Annotated in this window: 15 protein-coding genes; 10 read left to right on the top strand and 5 right to left on the bottom strand. The window is 34.6% G+C overall.

The features are described from left to right. Positions 1-103 precede the first annotated feature (103 nt). The gene (gene mce / locus CSC80_RS06580; protein WP_074670762.1) at positions 104-508 is read right to left on the bottom strand and encodes a methylmalonyl-CoA epimerase; all 405 of its coding nucleotides are present in this window, start codon (positions 506-508) and stop codon (positions 104-106) included. A 65-nt stretch (positions 509-573) separates the two neighbouring features. Between mce and rbfA the strand changes: the two genes are divergently transcribed. Further along, positions 574-966: a 30S ribosome-binding factor RbfA gene (gene rbfA, locus CSC80_RS06575; RefSeq protein ID WP_058104613.1), complete on the top strand. Its 393-nt coding sequence runs from the start codon at positions 574-576 to the stop codon at positions 964-966. Positions 967-970: 4 nt separating this feature from the next. Then, positions 971-2,176 (top strand): FtsX-like permease family protein, encoded by a 1,206-nt coding sequence (locus CSC80_RS06570; protein ID WP_099190582.1) that lies wholly within the window; start codon positions 971-973, stop codon positions 2,174-2,176. Here CSC80_RS06570 and dusB read toward each other — a convergent pair. Beyond that, entirely contained in the window at positions 2,173-3,171 is a 999-nt protein-coding gene (gene dusB, locus CSC80_RS06565) for a tRNA dihydrouridine synthase DusB (protein ID WP_099190580.1), read from the bottom strand. The genes CSC80_RS06570 and dusB overlap by 4 nt on opposite strands. A gap of 206 nt (positions 3,172-3,377) precedes the next feature. On the opposite strand from dusB, the gene CSC80_RS06560 reads away from it, so the two are divergent. From CSC80_RS06560 to CSC80_RS06550, 3 genes are read left to right on the top strand one after another with little or no spacing between them, the layout of a single operon-like run. Then, a complete protein-coding gene (locus tag CSC80_RS06560; RefSeq protein ID WP_099190578.1) occupies positions 3,378-4,160 on the top strand; it encodes a prolipoprotein diacylglyceryl transferase family protein in 783 nt (260 codons plus the stop codon). Continuing rightward, positions 4,132-5,526 carry a radical SAM protein gene (locus tag CSC80_RS06555; protein ID WP_099190576.1) on the top strand — a complete coding sequence of 465 codons (1,395 nt, stop codon included), beginning with the start codon at positions 4,132-4,134 and terminating at the stop codon, positions 5,524-5,526. The genes CSC80_RS06560 and CSC80_RS06555 overlap by 29 nt, the downstream gene beginning before the upstream one ends. After that, complete coding sequence (locus CSC80_RS06550; protein ID WP_071340769.1) at positions 5,523-5,720, top strand: hypothetical protein; 198 nt, start codon at positions 5,523-5,525, stop codon at positions 5,718-5,720. The genes CSC80_RS06555 and CSC80_RS06550 overlap by 4 nt, the downstream gene beginning before the upstream one ends. 6 nt (positions 5,721-5,726) lie before the next feature. Here the strand turns inward: CSC80_RS06550 and CSC80_RS06545 are convergent, their stop codons facing one another. Both CSC80_RS06545 and CSC80_RS06540 read right to left on the bottom strand, forming a co-directional pair. Beyond that, on the bottom strand, positions 5,727-8,126 hold the full coding sequence (locus tag CSC80_RS06545; protein ID WP_099190573.1) for an outer membrane beta-barrel family protein: 2,400 nt from the start codon (positions 8,124-8,126) through the stop codon (positions 5,727-5,729). A gap of 111 nt (positions 8,127-8,237) precedes the next feature. Then, entirely contained in the window at positions 8,238-10,640 is a 2,403-nt protein-coding gene (locus CSC80_RS06540; RefSeq protein WP_099191443.1) for an outer membrane beta-barrel family protein, read from the bottom strand. A 203-nt stretch (positions 10,641-10,843) separates the two neighbouring features. Between CSC80_RS06540 and lepA the strand changes: the two genes are divergently transcribed. Then, the gene (lepA, locus tag CSC80_RS06535; RefSeq protein ID WP_058104607.1) at positions 10,844-12,640 is read left to right on the top strand and encodes a translation elongation factor 4; all 1,797 of its coding nucleotides are present in this window, start codon (positions 10,844-10,846) and stop codon (positions 12,638-12,640) included. Positions 12,641-12,763: 123 nt separating this feature from the next. Here the strand turns inward: lepA and CSC80_RS06530 are convergent, their stop codons facing one another. Further along, positions 12,764-14,629, bottom strand: a complete 1,866-nt coding sequence (locus CSC80_RS06530; RefSeq protein ID WP_058104606.1) for a sodium:proton antiporter — start codon at positions 14,627-14,629, stop codon at positions 12,764-12,766. A 690-nt stretch (positions 14,630-15,319) separates the two neighbouring features. Between CSC80_RS06530 and CSC80_RS06525 the strand changes: the two genes are divergently transcribed. The 4 genes from CSC80_RS06525 to CSC80_RS06510 all read left to right on the top strand — a co-directional run bounded on the left by CSC80_RS06525 (position 15,320) and on the right by CSC80_RS06510 (position 22,560). Next, positions 15,320-19,462 (top strand): PAS domain S-box protein, encoded by a 4,143-nt coding sequence (locus CSC80_RS06525; protein ID WP_180268583.1) that lies wholly within the window; start codon positions 15,320-15,322, stop codon positions 19,460-19,462. Continuing rightward, positions 19,443-19,862 (top strand): response regulator, encoded by a 420-nt coding sequence (locus CSC80_RS06520; protein WP_099190569.1) that lies wholly within the window; start codon positions 19,443-19,445, stop codon positions 19,860-19,862. Before CSC80_RS06525 ends, CSC80_RS06520 begins: the two co-directional genes overlap by 20 nt. Before the next feature lie 135 nt (positions 19,863-19,997). Next, a complete protein-coding gene (locus CSC80_RS06515; protein ID WP_058104603.1) occupies positions 19,998-20,858 on the top strand; it encodes an MBL fold metallo-hydrolase in 861 nt (286 codons plus the stop codon). 52 nt (positions 20,859-20,910) lie between these two features. Then, on the top strand, positions 20,911-22,560 hold the full coding sequence (locus CSC80_RS06510) for a S8 family peptidase (protein ID WP_099190567.1): 1,650 nt from the start codon (positions 20,911-20,913) through the stop codon (positions 22,558-22,560). Position 22,561 lies beyond the last annotated feature (1 nt).

Raw genomic sequence — 22,561 nt, 5'->3', positions numbered from 1 at the left:
TTTAATCGGTTAAACTAGTGCTCAAACCAGTTGCATTACAAAACCCGCAAATTGCGGATGCAATATTACTACTTATTTTTAACCAACACAAACAATTTCATCGCTACTTGACAATTTCTTGGCACAACTCTACCAACACCCCATTTGCAGTCTTTGGGTGTACAAAGGCAACTAGCTTATTATCTGCCCCTTTCTTAGGTTTTTCATTCAGTAAAGTAAAGCCTTCAGCTTTTAGACGTTTCATTTCAGCAAAAATATCTTCCACTTCAAAAGCTACGTGGTGTATGCCTTCTCCCTTTTTTTCCAAAAACTTGGCAATGGGTCCGTTAGCAGTTGTGGCGGCCAATAACTCTATTTTGTTAGGTCCGTTTTTAAAGAAGGAGGTTAGTACACCTTCCGATGCAACTTCTTCTTGCTTATAGGGTGCCACACCAAGTAATTTCTCAAAAAGGGCATTAGAATCTTCCATGTTCTTTACCGCAATACCCAAATGTTCGATCTTTTTCATGCCTTATTTGCTTCAGAGTGCATTATATAGGGGTTAAGATACATTTTTCTATGTATTTTTGCAGTATGGAAACGCAAAGACAACGTAAGATAGCGGGAGTTATTCAAAAAGATATTGTAGACATTCTACAAAAGGCTGCCATTGATGGTGGGTTACGTAATACCCTTATCTCCGTATCTAAGGTTTCGGTTACAACAGATCTTTCTATTGCCAAAATATACTTGAGCATTTTTCCTAATGAGAAAGCTGGAGAGTTAATGGAGGGCATAAAATCTAACCAACCCCTTATTAAACACGAACTTTCTCAACGTACACGTAACCAATTACGTAGAGTGCCTGAGTTATTGTTCTATTTAGATGATTCTCTAGATTATATTGAGAACATTGAAAAATCACTGAAGCGCGAAGAAAACCCAATAGAGAACAGAGATTTATTACCTAAACGTAAAAAGAGCTGATCGGTTGAATTTTCCTCTCTATATCGCTAAAAGGTATGTGCGTTCTAAAAGTACCCAGAACGCGGTCAACATTATTAATTTTATCACCTTTTTAGTTATTGTCATTGGCTCTGCCGCACTATTTATTGTATTATCTGCCTTCGCCGGTTTAAAAACCTTTAGCCTTTCTTTTACCGAGTCTTTTGATCCACAATTAAAAGCGTTACCCGTAGCAGGTAAGACATTTACCCTATCCCCAGAACAGGAAGAACGTTTGCAATCGGTCAACGGATTGGCATTTTACTCTAAAGAAATAGAAGAGAAAGTTTCTCTTGAACACCGAGGAAAAAACCATATTGCATACATAAAAGGGGTAGATAGTAACTACACTAAAGTAACTGGTGTAGATAGTAAGCTTTATATTGGCGACTGGACATTAAATGAATCTCAAGTAGTGTCCGGTCTGGGTATTGCCAATATCCTAGGTGTTACCATCAATCAATATAGAAGCCCTATGCAGATCTATGCTTTTAAACCGGGCAAGGGTTCTATATCGCAACAAAGTATTTCATCGCTCTACAATCAATTGCCCATGGTTATTGGTGGCGTGTATGCCGTAGAAGCTGATTTGGATAATAAATACGTCTTTGCCGATCTGCGATTGACACAAGCTTTATTGGAAAAAGATTCGCTCTCCATTTCCGGTATTAATTTTAAGATGGATGAAGGTGTTGAACCTAGCGCCGTGCGTGATGAAATTCAAACAATTTTGGGTGATGGCGTACAACTAAAAAACAGACAGCAACTGAACAGTACACTTTACAAAATGCTGAATACCGAAAACGTAGCTACGTATCTCATTTTTACTTTGGTACTTATCATCGCCTTATTTAATGTTGTCGGCGCTATTATCATGATGATTTTAGACAAGCAACAGAATTCTAAAACACTCTACAGCCTAGGTACTACGATCAAAGAATTGCGCCGTATTTATTTTGTACAAGGCATTCTAGTAACTGGTTTTGGTGGATTAATAGGTGTATTGCTAGGCGTGCTCATTGTATGGTCGCAGCTTGCTTTCAGTTGGCTAAAAATAACGGCTACTTTGGCTTACCCGGTAAAGTTTGAATTTATCAATATTGTCATAGTACTGGCAACCATTCTTGTATTGGGCATAATTGCCTCTAAAATTGCAAGTAGCCGAATCAATAAAAAGTTGGTAGACCTCTAAGCATTCGTAAACTGGTGATCGCCGAACTTTTGCAACACCTCATCAAAAGCAGCGAATACCGAAACAGAATCATCACTGGTTACCATTTTCATACGATACTCCTTAAAATTAGGAATTCCTTTAAAGTAGTTAGTGTAATGTCTTCTAGTTTCAAACACACCCAACGTTTCCCCTTTCCAATCTATGGACATCTGTAAATGACGACGCGCAGCTTCTACACGTTCTGCCATTGTTGGTGGTGCTAAATGGGTTCCTGTTTCAAAAAAGTGTTTTATTTCCCTAAATATCCAAGGGTAGCCAATACTTGCACGACCTATCATGGCGCCATCCAATCCATATTCATCACGCATTTTCATGGCTGCTTCCGGTGAATCTACATCTCCGTTACCAAATACGGGTATATGCATTCTTGGATTGTTCTTAACCTCTCTAATAGGGTTCCAATCTGCACTTCCCTTATACATTTGTGCACGGGTTCTTCCATGTATTGCAATTGCAGCACAGCCCACGTCTTGTAAACGTTCTGCAACCTCAACAATTTTAATGGAACTATCATCCCAACCTAATCTGGTCTTTACCGTAATGGGTAAATTACTATGCTCTACCATAGCCTTGGTCAAAGAGACCATTAAGTCTATATCCTTTAATATTCCGGCTCCCGCTCCTCTAGATACCACTTTCTTTACAGGGCAACCAAAATTAATATCAATGATATCGGGCTTTGACTTTTCTACAATCTCTACAGATTGTAACATACTATCTAAATTGGCGCCAAAAATTTGAATACCTACTGGGCGTTCCTTTTCATAAATATCTAGCTTCATAACGCTTTTTGCGGCATCACGAATCAATCCTTCCGAAGAAATAAATTCTGTATACACAACATCGGCTCCTTGCTCTTTACAAAGGGCTCTAAATGGTGGGTCGCTTACATCTTCCATTGGCGCTAAAAGCAACGGAAAATCAGGTAGTTGTATGTCTCCTATCTTGGGCACTGCTGTCTAATTTTGGGTTGCAAAGTTATATAAAAATACGGGAAGCGCATTACTTAAGCTTTTTGATAAATTCTATGGTTTTACAGGCTATTATCACTTGTTAAACACTTGTTTTTAGAAACGACGTAAATTAGTATCCAAATGACCTCTTTATATACGGTTCTAAATATATTTCAAATTTTAAATAAAGCTTTGACAATAACTTTATGACCCAAACGCTACTTATTGTCTCGCTACCTTTTGAGCCTATTGTATTTGGTGTAAAATTAAACGTGCACCTTATTCTTGAATACCTAGCGTTCTTTGTAGGGTTTAGATACTATGTTTTTCTACGGAAAAAGAGCGCTGATGTCATTTCTTCCAATAACCGACTCTCCATTATCATAGGTGCTATTTTTGGGGCGCTGTTTTTATCAAGATTAGCGGCGTTTTTTGAAAACCCTATAGCCCACTTAGATCAAGGTTTGCTTTACAACCTAAACAACAAAACCATAATGGGCGGACTCTTTGGTGGCTTGCTGGGTGTGGAGCTTGCGAAGAAGATTATTGGCGAAAAACATTCGTCTGGAGACTTGTTTACACTGCCTATCATCTTAGGCATTATCATAGGTAGAATTGGTTGTTTTTTAGCGGGTGTTAAAGAGTTTACCTACGGAAAAGAAACTACCTTTTTTACCGGCATGGACTTAGGTGATGGTGTTTTAAGACACCCCATTGCACTATATGAAGTGCTGTTTTTATCCGTGCTTTTCGTCATCATTAAAAGGTTGCCAAAGTTGAATCTTACTTTTAAAAACGGGGATCTTTTTAAGCTCTTTATGGTTACCTATTTCTCCCTTCGGTTCGGTATCGAATTTCTAAAATCCAACCCTTTTTATTTCTTAGGGCTAAGTAGTATTCAAATATTATGTCTAATTTGTTTAATGTACTACCAAAAATTCATCCTACGGGGAATAACATATGTCAGAAAAAAACTATACCTATTATGATTTTACATTAAGCCTATGCCCAGAATGTTTACGTAGGGTAGATGCCAAAATCGTTTTTGAGAACGAGAAGGTATATATGCTTAAAAACTGTAAAGAGCATGGTAGGAGCAAAGTTCTTATTGCAGACGATATTGAGTACTATAAGAACATAAGAAACTATAATAAGGCTTCTGAATACCCAAAAACCTTCAATACAAAAACACATTATGGATGCCCTTATGATTGCGGACTTTGCCCGGATCACGAACAACATTCTTGTCTTACGGTCATTGAACTGACCGATCGCTGCAACCTTACTTGCCCTACTTGTTATGCGGGATCATCTCCCACTTATGGTAGACACCGCACATTAGAGGAAATAAAAAAAATGTTAGATGTTATCGTTAAGAACGAGGGCGAACCAGATGTGGTTCAGCTTAGTGGTGGTGAGCCTACCATACATCCTAACTTTTTTGAAATTCTTGATTATGCAAAAACCCTCCCTATTCGGCATTTAATGTTGAATACCAACGGAATTAAAATAGCAAAAGATTTTGATTTTGCGAAACGATTGGCAACTTACGCACCAGATTTTGAAGTGTATTTACAGTTTGATTCTTTGGAAAACCATGTACTACAAACCTTAAGAGGGGCAGACCTAGCAGATATTCGTCTACAAGCGTTAGACCACTTAAATCAATTGAACCTTTCTACAACATTGGTAGTCACATTACAAAAGGGGCTGAACGACCATGAAATGGGAAGCACCATAAACTTTGCCCTAAAACAAAAATGTGTGCGCGGCGTAACTTTTCAGCCCACCCAAATTGCCGGTAGACTAGAAAATTTTGAAGTAGATGAAAACCGTATTACCTTAACTGAAGTACGTAGAAAAATTTTAGAGCAATCGCCCATTTTTGAACCAGACGATTTAATACCGGTACCCTGTAACCCCGATGCCTTGGTGATGGCATATGCTCTAAAATTAGGCGATGAGGTAAATCCGCTAACACGGTTCATTAACCCAGATGATTTATTGAACGAAGGGAAAAACACCATTATTTACGAGCAAGATGAACAACTGCACGGTAAAATGATTGAGCTTTTTAGTACAGGCAATTCCGTTGAAAAAGCATCGGAAAACTTGAAGAGCATAATGTGCTGCCTACCTGAAATTGATGCTCCAGAACTTGGATATGACAATCTATTTCGCATCATCATTATGCAATTTATAGATGCCCATAATTTTGATGTCCGTGCCATTAAGAAATCTTGTGTACACATTGTAAACAAAGACTATAAAATTATCCCTTTTGAAACTATGAACTTATTTTATAGAGATGATAAAATAGAACGATTAAAGGAATTACAAAACGAAATGATATGATTTTAGAGGTTGGAAATCTTGATGGGCTATTTACTTTAATACTTCTTATAATGTTTGGTCCGGCATTATTGTTTTTAATTATTGGAATTATTCTATTTTCTCAACAAAAGAAAAAAGCCGGTAAAGTTTTTTTGATTTTAGCAGGTATCTACCTACTAGTTAGTTTAGGTATTTGTGGATCTATGATGACTTAAGCAAATCTATAATCGATTGTTTTCATCTGTGCTTTTACTCTTAGAGTTATCTCTAATTTTTGTGTTACCAAATTTGTACCTAAAACCCAATACAAACAGTCGATTTTCGCGTCTAGTACTTGTAGAATTATTTTGTTCAAGATAGTTTCTTGTAGAATAAATATTTCCCTTATTAAAAATATCTTCTACACCTATAGAAATGCTAGCATCTTTGTTCCAAAATGTCTTTCTGAAATTTATACCCAATTTACTATAGGCTCTAAAACTGGCATTACCTTGTACGTATGGCGAAATATAAGTGAATGCCATGTCCGCATACAATGATTCATCTTTTAATAATGTAAAATAATTATTAGCTCGTAGGTATGTGGTCCAAGTAGAGTTGTCAATAATAGCGTTGGTAGTTACATCAACAAATTTATTCTGATTATAATATTGGCTCACTAAAAAATAAAAATACCAATACGAGGTAAAATATTTAGATACGCTAGCATCTGCACCAAAATTATAATTGGTTTCTAAATTTATATACTGCGCTATTAAAAAATTGGTCGTATTGTCTTGAATAAATTGTTGTACCTGTTGGTCCGATTTTATACTCGTAAATAAAGCAAACTTATAGTCTTTATCATACACATAATCAACTTCTATATAGCTACGATAAGCTGGTTTTAAATTAGGGTTTCCCTCAAAAATAGAGTTTGCAGATAAATAATATTGAAAAGGGTTAATACTGCTATATCTAGGTCGGGTAATTCGCCTGTAATATTTAACCATGAAAGCATTTTTGTCTTTCGTATAGGACATAGACAAGTTTGGAAATACATCAAAATAAGAATTTGTGTTTGCTGATGATAAAATATTTAATTCTCCCTTTGTGTCTGTATATTCTGCTCTAAGACCTACATTTAATTTCCATTTTTCCCAACTGTTGCTAAGGCTTACGTAACCTGCATAAATTTGTTCGTCGTAATTAAAAATTCCAGATTCTGAAGGGTTAATGTTGGTAATGGTCTCATCAAAACCAGACTGTAGAATACTTGACTCTGAATTTATATTTGCAAATTTTAAGCCTGTCTCTAAAGTAGACTGTTTTGATAACGGTAATGTTAGGTCTGTTTGGGCGCTGAAAAGGTTTATAATCTGGTCTGAACTTATATTTAAGGTATTCTCAGAAGTATTCTCGGTAAAACCTTCTAAAATGTCATTATTTAATTCTTGATTATCCTTAGAATCATAATAGGTGAAGTGGGCGTTTGTTGCTATTTCTGCCCCTTTATCATTCAACTTATGTACCCAATCTAAATAATTAGATGTGTTATAGGTATCATCGCTTAATATATTGAGACCTTTTAAACGCACTATTACATCTGCATCGGTACTTTCTATATCTGTTGATGAGGTATAAATTGTATTGTTATCTGGCGAAAAACTTGAGGTAGAAGAAAAGCTCAGTGTATTTTTTTCATTTAATTCAATATCTAAAAACAGATTTAGATTATGACTTTTTCCTTTAGATATTGATTTTTGCTCTGCTGTCCAAATCTCATTTTCTTGTCCGTCTTCAAAAAACGTGGTAGCATCAGAATATCTGGTCCAATCCCTATCATGGCTAAAGCTGTAGTTCGTTGAAAAATCCACTCTTTTACCTTTAAAAAAGTGATCTGTACCTACAGTATGCTTTGGCAGAATACCTTGCGTATATCTATTAAAAACAGCGCCGTTATACCCCGCAACAAGGTTTTTCTTCATTTTAATATCAATAAGTAAACCACCCTCGGCACTATATTTTGCCGGCGGACTCGTAATTACTTCTATAGATTGTACATTACTTGCAGAACTACCACTAAGTAAATTAATTATATCCTCTTCCGGTAGGTTGACCAACTTTCCGTTGATCATAACATTTACCTTAGAACTACCATTTACGTACAACCTATTGTTCATTACCATTACACCAGGTGTACGCTTTAAAACATCCCAAATATCGCCATCGGAAATTGCGGTATTTTCAATATTAAAAATATGGCGATCTGCCAATTGCTCTAACTTCGGTTTGTTTTGGGTTACTACGACCTCATCCAATTCTTGAGCGCTTTGTAAAATCAGCGGTTCTATTTCAATACTGCCGGTTATGGAAAGAATTTCACTTTCTACGGTATTTGCTATATAACTAGCTACTATACGGTAGTTACCTGTGGTGACGGACTTAATTTCATAAGCTCCTTGATCATTTGTGACGGTGCCTTTTATAAACTCTCCCTCTTCGCTCAACAAAATTATATTGGCAAGAACAACCGGTGTTTGGTGTTCATCCTTTACAAAACCGCTTACGATAAATTCTTGGGAAAATGCAAAAGAAATTGTAAGACAAAATAGAAGCGTTAATAATAAATTTTTAAGCATTTAGTGTTCGTATTCTTACTAAATGTAGGAAAGTAAAATTGAATTATCTTACAATTTATTTAAGTTTTTCTTAACTAAAAAAATAAAATGCTGATTATTAACCCGTTATAGTTAATCGAGACGTTCACGTTCTATTTTATCTATATCTCGTTGGTTGTCTTCTAAACGGAAATTACCAAAATTGTAGGTAAAGCCAAACTTTACATATTGGGTTTCAGGCGTAGTAAGGAGACTATTATCTTGATTTAAATATTTAGAAGAAACTGTATTGTTAAACTTGCCCAATATATCATTGGCACTAAGGCTTAATACTGCCCTATTATTCATAAATGATTTTCTTAAACCTAACGTTAAGTTCGTGGTTTCCTTTTGTATATAAGAACCTTCTAACCAACCTGTTAGATGAACAAAACCTAACTCACCTTTAAAGCTGCCATCAGTAGAAAGGGTTATATAATTTGTTATGTCTATATAAGCCCCATTAAATTTATTGGTGTATGAAAATGCATCGCTCTGCACAGCTAAAAAAGTCTCTTCTTCATGAAAAAGGGATATATAGCTATAAAAGTACCAATTGTTAGATACAGACTTCCCATAAGTAAAATCTAAACCGAAAGAAGTGCTGCCCAAAATATTTTGAAAATTATCGGTCAACACAAAATTATCATTGTCCTGAAATGTAAGATCAGAAATGTACCTACCATTATCTCGATAATAGAAATCAAAATAATACTCCTGATTCAGCGTATAGTTCAAATTAAAATTATGAATAAAACTTGGTATTAAATTAGGATTACCTTCTTCAAAAGTTCTTTCATTCAAATAAGTTCTAAAAGGATTTAAATTTTCATATCTCGGGCGTTGAACTTTTCTAGCGTAATCAAAAGACAGACTATGGTTCTCATTAATAGTATGAAGAATATATAAGGAAGGAAACAATTCAAAATAACTAAGATCATTGATAGTCGATATATTTACAGATACCCCAGAACTTTCTGTTTGTTCTGCACGTAATCCTGTTTTTACACTCCATTTTTCCCAGTCTTTAGAAAGGCTAAAATAACCTGCATACACCCTTTCATCGTACGTGTAATTATCGGATAAATTAGGAATAAATTCGGTGCCATCATTCTCTAAAAAATAATCCAACCTACTTTCCGAATCAATAAAAGAACCTTTTACGCCTGTTTCAAAAAATACACTACCCAAATAATCAGTATAATCTATTTGAGCGGTCTTTATTTCTATCTGTTGATCGGCGATGGTAGAAAAATTAAAATCGCGTAGAAATGAGCCGTTAGGTTGAAAATAATCTGAGTTTACATCTTGATTTCGGTCTAAATCAAAATTTGTGTAGTGTGCATTTACAGTTAAATTTCCTTGGTCTTTAAACTGATGTATAAAAGTAAGGTCGCCCGAAACATTATGCTTTTGTTCGCTTAAAAAACTATTTGTGGTAAAAAGGGAATCCAATACACCAGATGCATCTTTAATGGTAGTTTCCTGAAAGAAATCTGCATCCCTCTTAGGTTGTATAAGGGCATTACTTGTAAAACTTAGTACATTTTTATCATTAAAATCATAATCTATTACTAAACCCGCACTATGTGTATTGCTACGTATTACTTGGTCAAAATCTGTATCCCAAACAGAAACAATACCACTATCGCCCATAAAATTAGTATTGTTCAACGTGTTTTTATACTCCTTTTTGGGTGCATAATTATAACTGGCGTTTACGTTTAACCTTTTGGTTTTGTAAAAGTGAGAGGTGCCAAAATTATATTTGGGAAAAACACCTTGGGTATAACCGGCATTGACATTTCCCTTATAACCAATAGATACATTTTTACTGGTAATAATATTTAAAATAGATCCCCCCTCGGCATCATAACTAGCCGGGGGATTGTGAATTACTTCAACAGATTTAATATTCTCGCCCTGGTAGTTTTCTAAAAGACTTTTGACCTCATCTGAAGATAATTGAACTTTTCTATCATTAATATAAACGGTAGTAGCCTGGTTTCTTACTTTAAGTTCATCATTCATCATAAGTACTCCGGGCGTTTGCCTAAGAATATCCCATGAACTATTCTGAGAGATTACGGTATTCTCTACATTAAAAACAATACGATCTACTTCTCTTTTGACTACGGGCTTATTACTGGTAACGGTTACCTCGTTCAATTGCTCAGCTTCTTGTTCTAAAATTAATGCCCCAATTTTAGTATCCTTCAAAATTTCCAAAGGCAAATTCTCAGAAACCTGACCTATATAAGATGCTTTTAAAAAATATAGACCTTCTGCAATATTAGAGAACAAAAACGCTCCGTTTTCATCTGCAGATGTACCCGTGACCAACGTTGAATCTGTAACCGTTAGTAGAAAAACAGATGCAAAAGCAACGGGTTCTTGGTATTGGTCTTTTACTTCTCCGCTAAGTTCAAAGCCTTGCCCGTATGAAACGTGTGAAAAACCTAGGGCAAAACAAAAAATAACAAGTAGAAGTTTCAACAGAAATTTGGGGTTTTTTGTCAAATCTTAATATAATATTGTCGTAATTCTTTACAATATATGTAATACAAAGTTATAAATACAATAAATAAATAGGTAAGCCCACTAAAGTTTAGCGCTATAAATTAGATTATATTTGCAATTGCTCTTTTGTACCGAGTATAATTTATGGTATAAAAAGCATCAATATTACTGTTTCCGCTATGAAAAACATTAGAAACTTCTGCATTATTGCACATATTGACCACGGTAAAAGTACCTTGGCAGATAGGTTATTGGAATATACGGGATCTGTTACCGATCGAGAAAAAAAGGAACAGCTACTAGATAGTATGGATCTTGAAAGAGAACGTGGTATTACTATAAAAAGCCACGCCATACAGATGGATTATATCTATAAAGGCGAAAAATATATACTGAACTTAATAGATACCCCTGGTCACGTAGATTTCTCTTATGAAGTTTCTAGATCTATAGCAGCTTGTGAAGGCGCATTGTTAGTAGTAGATGCTGCACAAAGTATACAGGCACAAACTATTTCTAACTTATACCTTGCACTAGAGAACGATCTGGAGATAATACCGGTATTGAATAAAGTAGATTTACCGAGTGCCAACCCAGAGGAGGTTACCGATGATATTGTTGACCTATTAGGTTGTAAGGCAGAAGAGGTTATACCCGCCTCTGCAAAAACGGGCATTGGTATAGAAGAAATTTTAAGTGCAATCATTGAAAGAATTCCTGCCCCTAAAGGCAATTCTGATGAAGCCTTGCAAGCTTTGGTGTTCGATTCTGTTTACAATCCTTTCAGAGGGGTAGAAACTTACTTTAGGGTCGTTAACGGTTCTATTAAAAAAGGACAAAAAATAAAGTTCGTTGCAACGGATAAAAGTTACTTTGCAGATGAGGTAGGTACCTTAAAATTGACCCAGCACCCAAAAAAGGAAATAAACACTGGTGACGTAGGATACTTGATTACAGGTATAAAAGATGCCCGTGAAGTAAAGGTTGGTGATACCATTACAGACTCTGCAAACCCAACAAAAAATGCTATAGGTGGTTTTGAAGATGTAAAACCAATGGTATTCGCAGGTATATATCCAGTAGACACCGAAGATTTTGAGGAGCTACGCTCTTCAATGGAGAAATTACAACTTAACGATGCTTCTTTAGTATTTGCGGCTGAGAGTAGTGCTGCACTTGGATTTGGTTTTCGTTGTGGATTCTTAGGAATGCTGCACATGGAGATTATTCAAGAGCGTTTAGAGCGTGAGTTTGATATGACCGTAATTACTACGGTACCAAACGTTAGCTACCATGCGTTTACTAGAAAAGACCCAGAAGTTCCGTTAATTGTAAACAACCCAAGCGATCTACCAGATCCATCTACCATAGATCGTGTAGAAGAACCATATATTAAAGCAACCATTATTACCAAGTCTGATTTTGTGGGTAATGTTATGTCTCTTTGTATTGAAAAAAGAGGGCAGATTACCAACCAAACCTATTTGACAACGGAACGTGTCGAACTTAATTTTGATATGCCTTTGGCAGAAATTGTATTTGATTTCTATGACCGCCTTAAAACAGTGTCAAAAGGATATGCTTCTTTTGATTATACACCAATAGGTATGCGTGAATCTAAACTGGTTCGTGTAGATATTCTTTTGAATTCGCAAACCGTAGATGCATTGTCCGCACTAATACATTTTGATAGTGCTACCACAATTGGTAAAAAGATGTGCGAAAAATTAAAGGAGCTAATACCAAGACAACAGTTTGATATTCCTATTCAAGCAGCAATTGGCTCAAAAATTATTTCCAGAGAAACGATCAAGGCCTTACGTAAAGACGTAACCGCTAAATGTTATGGTGGAGATATCTCTCGTAAAAGAAAGCTTCTAGAAAAGCAGAAGAAAGGTAAAAAGCGTATGCGCCAAGTGGGTAATGTTGAAATACCACAAGAAGCATTTATGGCCGTATTGAAACTAAACGATTAGTATTTAATAAATCTTACAATTATAATAGCCTATCTCTGGATATAGAGATAGGCTATATTTTTTTTTAACGCGTTGTAGTTCTTACAATACCAAAAAGGGGCATTATTTAAAACAGTAAACCCATTATACCTCATCGGTTTCCGATTGAGCTTCTTTATCAGGATCCTCATTAGGGAACATTTTACCCAAATATGCCAATTTATAGCCTTTTTGAATATCTGTAAAGTCCTTACTAAATGCAGTGATAATATGTATGTCGCCGTCTGGATCTAAAAGAAATAATGGTACAATATCGGCATCGGCCTTGGTAATTTCAATTAACCCTTCATAATGCTCTGTATCATGAAGTTCTATTTCATGTATTGCAGGGAATTTTCTAGCAGCTTCGGTCAACTTAATAAAGTCATCGGTATGCGAGAATAACCCTTCTTTTGGGTTGTTTTCCGGGTCGGACATTTCATCGGCATCAACCAACCTAAAGGATCCATTTTCACCAAAGGCATCTTGAAATTTGTTGATTGCGTATTTGTTGATATCCGAATTGGGGGTCAAGGCCATTAAATAGCCAATGTCATTGAGTTCTATATTATCTGTCAAATTATCAGAATATATGTTTGCAGATATAGCTTCTAAACCTAGTTTGGTGGCCTTATCAATATTGGATTGATTATTGTCAATTAAGACAACATGCCTATCGTTTTTATGTAAATAATCACCTATTAAACGTGAAACTTTAGAGGCACCCAAAATTAAAATACCTTCAGATTTATTTAAAAAGACTCCTATTAATTTAGCGAATACACGGGCCGTAGTTGCGTTTAACAAAACGGTACCCAAAACAATCATAAATACCAAGGGTGTAATATATTCTGCGCCAGCTTCGCCCTTAGATAAAAGCTTTGATCCAAATAATGAGGCAATACCCGCAGCAACAATACCCCTAGGACCTACCCAGCTAATAAAAAGTTTTTCGTTGAATTTTAAATTAGATCCTATTGAACTTAAAAATACCCCAAGAGGCCTTATGATAAGTACTATTGATAAGAAAAGGGCTATGGTCTTCCAGGTGAATATCAATTCTAAATCGGCAATATCAATATTTGCAGCCAATAATATGAATAATATAGATATTAAAAGAATACTTAAAGACTCTTTAAAGTACAGCAACTCCTTAATGTTGGGTAAATCTGTATTCCCCATGACCATACCCATAACAACAACTGCCAATAAACCAGATTCATGTGCAAAAACATCGGACATTACAAAAACACCTAGTACCACAGATAAGGACACTACATTTAAAAGATAATGTGGTATAAAGTTCTTTTTAATCAAAAATGTAAGTGCATGTGCAAAGGTAAACCCGAAGGTAAAACCAAATAACAGAATTTTTCCAAACTCTATTAACGCCGTCACGGTGTATGCTTGGCCTTCACCGACACTTATAAATTCATATACCAATACCGCGGCCAAGGCTCCAATAGGATCTATAAGAATTCCTTCCCATTTTAAAATTGCAGATACATCTTTTTTAAGCGGGATATTTCTTAAAATAGGGGTTATTACAGTAGGTCCTGTAACAATGATCAATGCCGAAAAAAGGAAACAAAGTTGCCATGACAATCCAAAAAGAAAGTATGCGGCCAATGCAGCCCCAAAAAAGGTGGTTAAACTACCCAGTGTAATCAGTTTAGTAATTACCGGTCCAATGTTCTTTATTTCTGAGCGCTTTAAAGTAAGTCCGCCTTCAAATAAAATAATACTTATGGCGAGTGATACAAAATAGTAAAGTCCCTCACCAGGAAAAAGTCCTTTATCACCGTTCCAAATTGGTTCAATTATTTTAGATCCATCTTCGGTATATAGCGTGGACAAAGGTCCCACAATCAATCCTATAAGTATCAAAGGTAAAATTGCAGGCAGTTTTAAGCGCCATGCTACCCATTGAGCAAGTATTCCTAAAATTATAATTCCTGCAAGCTCTAGCATTTAATTTGTTTTGAGATAAAAATAACAATTCTAGACCAGTAAACGTCATAATTTACAGCCCATAACACCTATTTTAATATCATTTGTTTTTTCGATTATTATAAAACACGGACGGAAAGCATATAATTTGATTTGTAAAACATTTCAGTTGTTTGTTCTACATCTAAAATTAAGATACCTAAAAGCTATACAACGCTACTCGCCTTCCCCTTTTAACCCTATTTTATACTCAATTATAACTACACCATATGGAGCAGTTTAATTCTCCTTAAATTCCAAACTAACTATAATTATAGCTCGTAATTAACCCATAAAAAGAAATAAATATCCAACTAATGTTTAAGATAATTGCTGTATTTTATAGGTAATTCTAAAATTCCATTGTGTAAAGGTGTTACGTTTAACAAAAGAGAACTATAGCACTATGGTACGTATCATGCAATTTTTAAAAAACTGTATTGCTTTCAATATCAATTATTAAATGTGTTTTATACACCAAGTTTAATCTTACAAAAGTATCAGAAAAAACATCATAATAGGCGAGACTTTTATAACTTCGTAATTACCACTATGGATTAAATCTTAAAGTCTATTAAAAAAATAATAGAATAGGTCAATTAACTCATATAACCAAAAATGTCTATTCCAGAAAAGCATTTAATTTTGAAAAACCCAATATTTTATGGGTTTTTGTCATTTTTACTAGTTCTGGTTATTACACAGTTTATCGCCTTTCAAAAATACCAATTAGACCAAAAGACAGATCAGCAAGAAATTGAACAACGGGTATCAAATTTAAAAGTTGATTTACAAAACGTTCTAGGTCAAAGTTTCAATGCTACACAAACTCTAGCATTTATTGTTGATCAATATGGCATTCCAGAAAATTTTGATAGTGTAGCCTACTTACTTTTAAATAGTAACAAGGCTGTTGACGCATTAGAATTGGTAAATGAAAAAGGTATAATCACTCACGTTTATCCGCTTAAAAACAATGATGTAATTGGATTAAATATTTTGGACGATCCAGATAATAAATTTGGCGCCATAACCACCTTAGAAAGAAAAGACTATTATACTGCTGGACCAATTTATTTAAGACAAGGTGGATCAGGAATCATCGGTAGAAGACCATTATATAAAAATGGAGAATTTAATGGTTTTGTTGCCGCTGTTGTGCGTTTATCTACCGTAGTAAATGCGGTAAAATTAGACTCTATAGGTAAGTCTGATTTTTCATATGAACTTGTAAAAATAAATTCTGACAACTCTGAAGAAACCTTTTATGTTTCTAAAAATATTTACAAAGACGGAATTACTACGTTACCACTAACCACTAGCCAAGGGGAATGGAAATTATATGTATATTCTAATAAACCAAAATCATACGCTACCGCAGTTCTTTTTTCTATTCTAGGCTTTTTACTTGCTTCGGTTTGTGGCTTACTTTCTTGGTTTTTAATGCGGCAACCTGCTAAACTTGAAAGATTGGTAGATGAAAAAACAGCACTATTAAAAGAAAGTAAAAAACGTTATAAGTTATTAATCAATGAGGCTTCTGACGGAATTTTTTTAAATGATTTTAAAGGAAATGTGCTAGATGCCAATCCATACGGTATAAATATGTTTGGCTATAGCGAAGAAGAACTTTTAAACAAAAATCTTGCTGATTTAACGTTGAAAGACGAATCTTTAAAATTGCCCCGTACCTATAAAAGAATTCTAGAAGGAAAAACGCTACGCACAGAAAGCAAATTGTTAAAAAAAGACGGTACCGTATTCTATGCAGAGGTCAGTGCCAAAAAATTAAGCAACTCAACTATTCTAAGTATAGTAAGAGATATTTCTCAAAGAAAGCAACTAGAATTGATAGCCCAAGAAAATTTGGTCAAATTCAGTAAAGCCTATAATAACCAATTTGTTGGAATGGTTATTAAAGATCAACACAAAAAATTTGTAGATGCAAATTCCTATTTCCTTAATCTAATCGAATATACTTTAGAAGAAATAAAAGGAAAAACAATTCAAGAGCTTAATCTCTTTGACATTGAAAAAACAGAACAAGTAAACTCTGAATACAATGCCTTTATCAATACTGACAGAATCAATAAAATTGAATTAGATTTTAAATCTAAAAGCGGTAAAACCCTTCACCTAATTACTTCTGTTGAACCTTATGAATATTTAGGCGAAAAATTTAGTCTATGTATTTACATAGATCAAACCAATTCTAAGAATGCCAACTTGGCCATTACAGCAAGTGAAAAAAGGTATAAACAATTTACTGCACGTATTTCTGATGCATACGTAAGTTTTGATGCCAATTGGAATTTTATGGATATTAATGCAAAGGCTGCCAAAGTGGTTGGTATGGATGCTAAGGAAATGATCGGTAAAAATCTTTGGGACGAATTTCCAACTTTTAAAAATTCCGAAGCTTATGCCATTTTCATAGGAGCTATGACCAGGCAGGTATATACACATTTTGAGCAATATCATGAAAATGTGGACAGGTGGGTTGAAAATCATCTATACCCATCTTCAAACGGTCTATCTGTATTTTTTAGAGACATCACCCATAGAAAAAAAGCAGATGAAGAAAAGCAACGACTTATCTCTGTAATAGAAAATAGTCCTGGTTTTATTGGTTTGGCAACTTTGGATGGAAAACCATTATTCTTAAATGATGCTGGTAAAAAATTAATGAACCTTCCTAAAGACAATGACTTAAAAAATGGCACCATTTATGACCTTTTTCAAGACGATTATAAGAATATAATTGAAAATGAACATTTACCCACCATAAAAGAAAAGGGAATTTGGACTGGTGAAGTCCCACTCAAAAATTTTAAAAACAACAATCCGATTCCGTTAGAATTTTCTGGTTTTTCCATTAAGGACAAAACAACCAATCAACCAATTGCCATAGGTGCCATAGGATTTGACCTCACAGAACGTAAAAAAACTCAAAAAGAAATTCTTGCTCTACAAAGCAAAATGGATGCTGCCATAAGAATAGGTAAAATTGGATATTGGGATTTTGACATGGAATCTGAAGTATTTATTTGCTCCCCATTGATGTATGATATATATGATTTAGAACAAGATGCGGTCATAGATATACCATTATTGGAAAGTCTGATTCATCCGGATGATTTAGACATGCATAGAAAGAATGTAAGGCAAATTTTAAAAGAAAAAACAACTCATGCTTTTACGTATAGAATCATCATAAAAGATGGATCCATTAAGCATTTAATGGTAGAAATTGAAGTAGAAAGGGATGCTAACAATAGGGCTATCAATATTCGTGGGACCATTCTAGATATCACAAAACAGAAAGAAGCTGATTTTGAGATATTAAAACTGCAAAATAGAATGAACGCCGCAATACGTATTGGTAATATTGGATATTGGCATTGGGATATGTCTGGTGATGTTGTAGAATGGTCTAAAGAAATGTATGCCATACATGAAATAGACCCAAGTACTAAAATGACCGTAGATTTAGTTAGGAAAACTATATATCATGAAGATTTGTATTTAATGGATAGTATTTTATCATCTAAACCAGGTGATAAACATCATTCACCAAATATTTATAGATCAAAACTAAAAAATAATACGTTCAAATACTTTTTGGCTTCGTCAGAAGTAGTTTTTGATGATTATGGTAACCCAATAATATACAGAGGTACTGCTATGGATATTACCAAAAGCGTACTTGCCGAGAAAGCACTTAAAGAAAGTCAAGAGAAATTTGTCAAGGCTTTTGAAAATAAGTTTATTGGTATGCTCATTTTAGATGAAGAAGAAATAGTAATAGAGGCAAACACTACTGTTTGCAATATATTGAACGTATCAAAAGAAGACCTAATAAATAAAAAAATAATGGATTCTGGTATTGTATTTCTAAATGAGCATTACACTAAAAAAAGAAACATTACTATTATACAACTTCAAGAAAAAGGCAAAGTTTCTAATGAAGAATTTAAAATAACACTCAAGAACGGACAGGAAAAAACTGTTTTGGTATCAAAAGAATATTTAAAAATAAAAGACCAAACAAGAGTTTTGGTTACCATAAATGATGATACAAAAAGAAAAGAAACCGCTGAAATCTTAGCATCACAGTTTAATGAACTCCAAAAGACCAACTCAGAACTAGATAGCTTTGTATACAGTGCTTCACATGAATTGAGAGCTCCATTATCTTCTGTATTGGGCTTAATACAACTAATTAAAATGGAAGGCGTAGATCCAAAACTATATCAACATATAGATATGATGGAGGTTTCTATTGAAAGACTGGATAGTTTTATCAAAGATATTATTGAATATTCTAGAAATAAACATAAAAATATTGAGTTAGAACCCATTAATTTTAGTACTTTAATAGAGCAGTCTATTGAAAGTTTTTGGTATTTAGAAAACACTAAAAAAATTAAAATTGACATTGACATACATGATAAAGTTCAATTTGTATCTGATAGTAAAAGAGTTTCGGTTTTATTGAATAACTTTATTTCAAATGCTATCAAGTATCATGATCTTAATAAAGAGTCACCTTTTATTAAAATTCATGTAAAGACATCTGAAAAAGAAGCTATTTTAGTCATAACAGACAATGGTGTAGGTATTGAAGATGTTGTTATCAATAGAATTTTTGAAATGTTTTATAGAGTATCCTCTAAAGTAATGGGTTCTGGTATTGGTCTGTTCATTGTTAAAGAGGTAATCACAAAATTAAAAGGAACATTAGACGTAACATCTAAAATAGGCGAAGGTTCAACATTTACAATAACAATACCAAATGAATCAGGTAAATTATAATATGAGCAAGGATATTAATATTTTGTTGATTGACGATTCTGACGTAGATAACTTCATTAATAAAGCCGTTATCTCAAAAGAGGATAATATTTCTCAAATTACCACTATGACCTCTGGGCAAGAAGCTTTAACACACTTGAATGGGGTAATTGATAATCCTCAAGCATTTCCAGATGTTATATTTCTGGATATTAAAATGCCGGGAATGAACGGTTTTGAATTTTTAGATGAATATTTAAAGCTACCGGAAACACTCGTAAATCATTGTAAAATTTACATATTGAGCTCATCTATAGATTCTATAGATTCTGAAAGAGGAAAAGAATATGCTATTGTTAAAAAGCATTTGACCAAACCTCTAGCACACCATAAAATAGGCGATTTACTGGCTGAAGATTAAACTTTTGGTAAAAACATATTTTCTACCTTTCACAACTCAGTGAAAACATCAGAAAAACACCCTTTATCTAGGGTTAAATTATAATATCTTCTTAATAATCATAAGATTTGGTACACTTTTACTATTTTGCCCCTTATGAAAATTTATCCCATTGAAACTGGTAATTTTAAGTTGGACGGTGGTGCAATGTTCGGGGTGGTTCCTAAAACCATTTGGCAAAGAACGAATCCTGCAGATGAAAACAATTTAATTGATATTGCCGCCAGAAGTCTTTTGATAGAAGATGGGGACAGGTTAGTTTTAATTGATACCGGTATGGGCAATAAACAATCTGATCAGTTTTTTGGTTACTACTACAGATGGGGAGATTTTAATATAGACTCATCTTTAAATAAATATGGTTTTCATAGAGATGATATTACCGATGTTTTTTTGACCCACCTTCATTTTGACCATGTTGGTGGTGCAATCCAATGGAACAAAGATAGAACGGGGTATGAACCCGCTTTTAAAAATGCCAAGTTTTGGACCAATGAAAAACACTGGAAATGGGCTACCGAACCTAACCCTAGGGAAAAAGCTTCTTTTTTAAAAGAAAACCTATATCCCATGAAAGAAAGTGGACAACTAACTTTTGTTGACCCAACGGATAATAGCTTTTTAAAGAACAGTCCGCTTGGTTTTGATATCCGTTTTGTAGACGGCCATACGGAGAAACAAATGTTACCACAATTTACCTATCAAGACAAAACCATAGCCTACATGGCAGATCTTATACCAACGGTAGGTCATATTCCCTTGCCCTATGTTATTGGCTATGATACCAGACCATTGGTTACTATGACCGAAAAAGAAATATTTTTAAATGAAGCTGTGGAAAATAACTACTACTTATTCTTTGAACACGATGCTCACAATCAACTTTGTACCCTAAAACATACAGAAAGAGGAGTTAGGTTAGATCAAGTATATACTTTCAACGAGCTCTTCAACTAACTCTACGCTTTTAAATTCTAACGATAAACATTAATTAAACGTTTTCCCTTATATGACAAATACATCTCTTAAATCAATCTTTGCCCTTTCATTAGCGGCCGTAATTTCAGGATGCGGAAGCACAAATACAGCCACTAGCAGCGGTTTAATTCTTACTCCAGTAGAAAACATTGATGCTACTCCTTTAAAGATTTCAGATTTAACAACAGCTGAAAAAAATAATTGGGGACACTTGGATCTAGTAACAGATACCATACCGGGTATGAGTGTAGATAAAGCTTACGCTGAAATCATTAAAAACAAAAAGGGAACAAAAACCATAGTTGCAGTCCTAGATTCTGGAATTGACCTTGACCATGAAGATCTAGACGGTGTTTTATGGACCAATACAAAAGAAAAACCCGGTAACGGTATAGACGATGATGGTAATGGTTATATAGATGATATACATGGCTATAATTTCTTAGGAGAGTCATATAATGAACAATTGGAATATGTTCGTATGCTTCGTTTAAACATAGGCGATGCAGCAACTTTAGCCAAGGCAAAAACCAAACTTGATTCTAAATATAACGAAGCTCTTCAAGGTAAAGAACAATATGAATCTATATATCAGGCAGTAAAAAATGCCGATGCGGACGTAAAGAAATACTTGAAAAAGGATGCGTATACTAAACAAGATTTAGCCACTATTACCGCTACCGATGAAACCATGCAGCGTAATATTGCCATTCTAAATCAAATGTTCGGTATAAAAGATACTATACCTGAAGTTCTTGAAGAATTGAACAACGGTATCAAATATTACACGGAGCAACTGAACTACAATCTAAACAAAGATTTTAACGGTCGTGAGAGCGTTGGTGATGATCCTTATGATTTTACAGATGTAGATTATGGTAACGGCAACCCAATGAACAGGGTAGATGATGAGAGCCATGGTACGCACGTAGCAGGTATTATTGGTGCTGAACGTAATAATGGAATTGGGGTTAACGGTGTTGCCAACAATGTAGCTATTATGAGCATAAGGGCAGTACCTAACGGAGATGAATATGATAAAGATATCGCTAGAGGTATAAGATATGCCGTTGACAATGGTGCACGTATTATAAACGGTAGTTTTGGAAAGTCTTTTTCTCCAAATGCACAATGGGTTTATGATGCCATAAAATATGCTGCAGATAATAACGTACTTTTTGTACATGCTGCCGGTAATGATGGTGCCGATCTTGATAATCCTGTTAACGCCAACTTCCCAAATGACCAAGTTAACAACGGACCTGAAATTGCAGATAACGTAATTACGGTGGGTGCTTTAAACCCTAAATATGGGTCAGAGCTTGTAGCCAGCTATTCTAACTACGGTAAAATAAATGTCGATATTTTTGCCCCGGGTACAGATATCTATTCTACTTACCCAAACAATGATTATGAATATTCTCCAGGTACTTCAATGGCCGCACCTGGTGTTGCAGGGGTTGCCGCCTTGGTTATGTCTCAATATCCAAGTTTAACGGCTGCACAGGTGAAGAAAATAATTTTACAATCAGGACTTCCAATTAAAACAAAAGTGGTTTTAGGTAAAAATACCGGCAAAAGTGCTTCTTTAGATGAAATCTCTACCTCTGGTAAAATTGCAAATGCGTATAACGCCTTGGTAATGGCGAGTAAAGTTGCAGCAGGTCAGATTAAACTTTAAT

It is taken from the genome of Maribacter sp. 6B07 (assembly GCF_002700155.1).
GTDB classification, from domain to species: domain Bacteria; phylum Bacteroidota; class Bacteroidia; order Flavobacteriales; family Flavobacteriaceae; genus Maribacter; species Maribacter dokdonensis.
The sequence above is the reverse complement of the archived record's forward strand: the minus strand, read 5'-3'. Positions and strand labels throughout refer to the sequence as shown.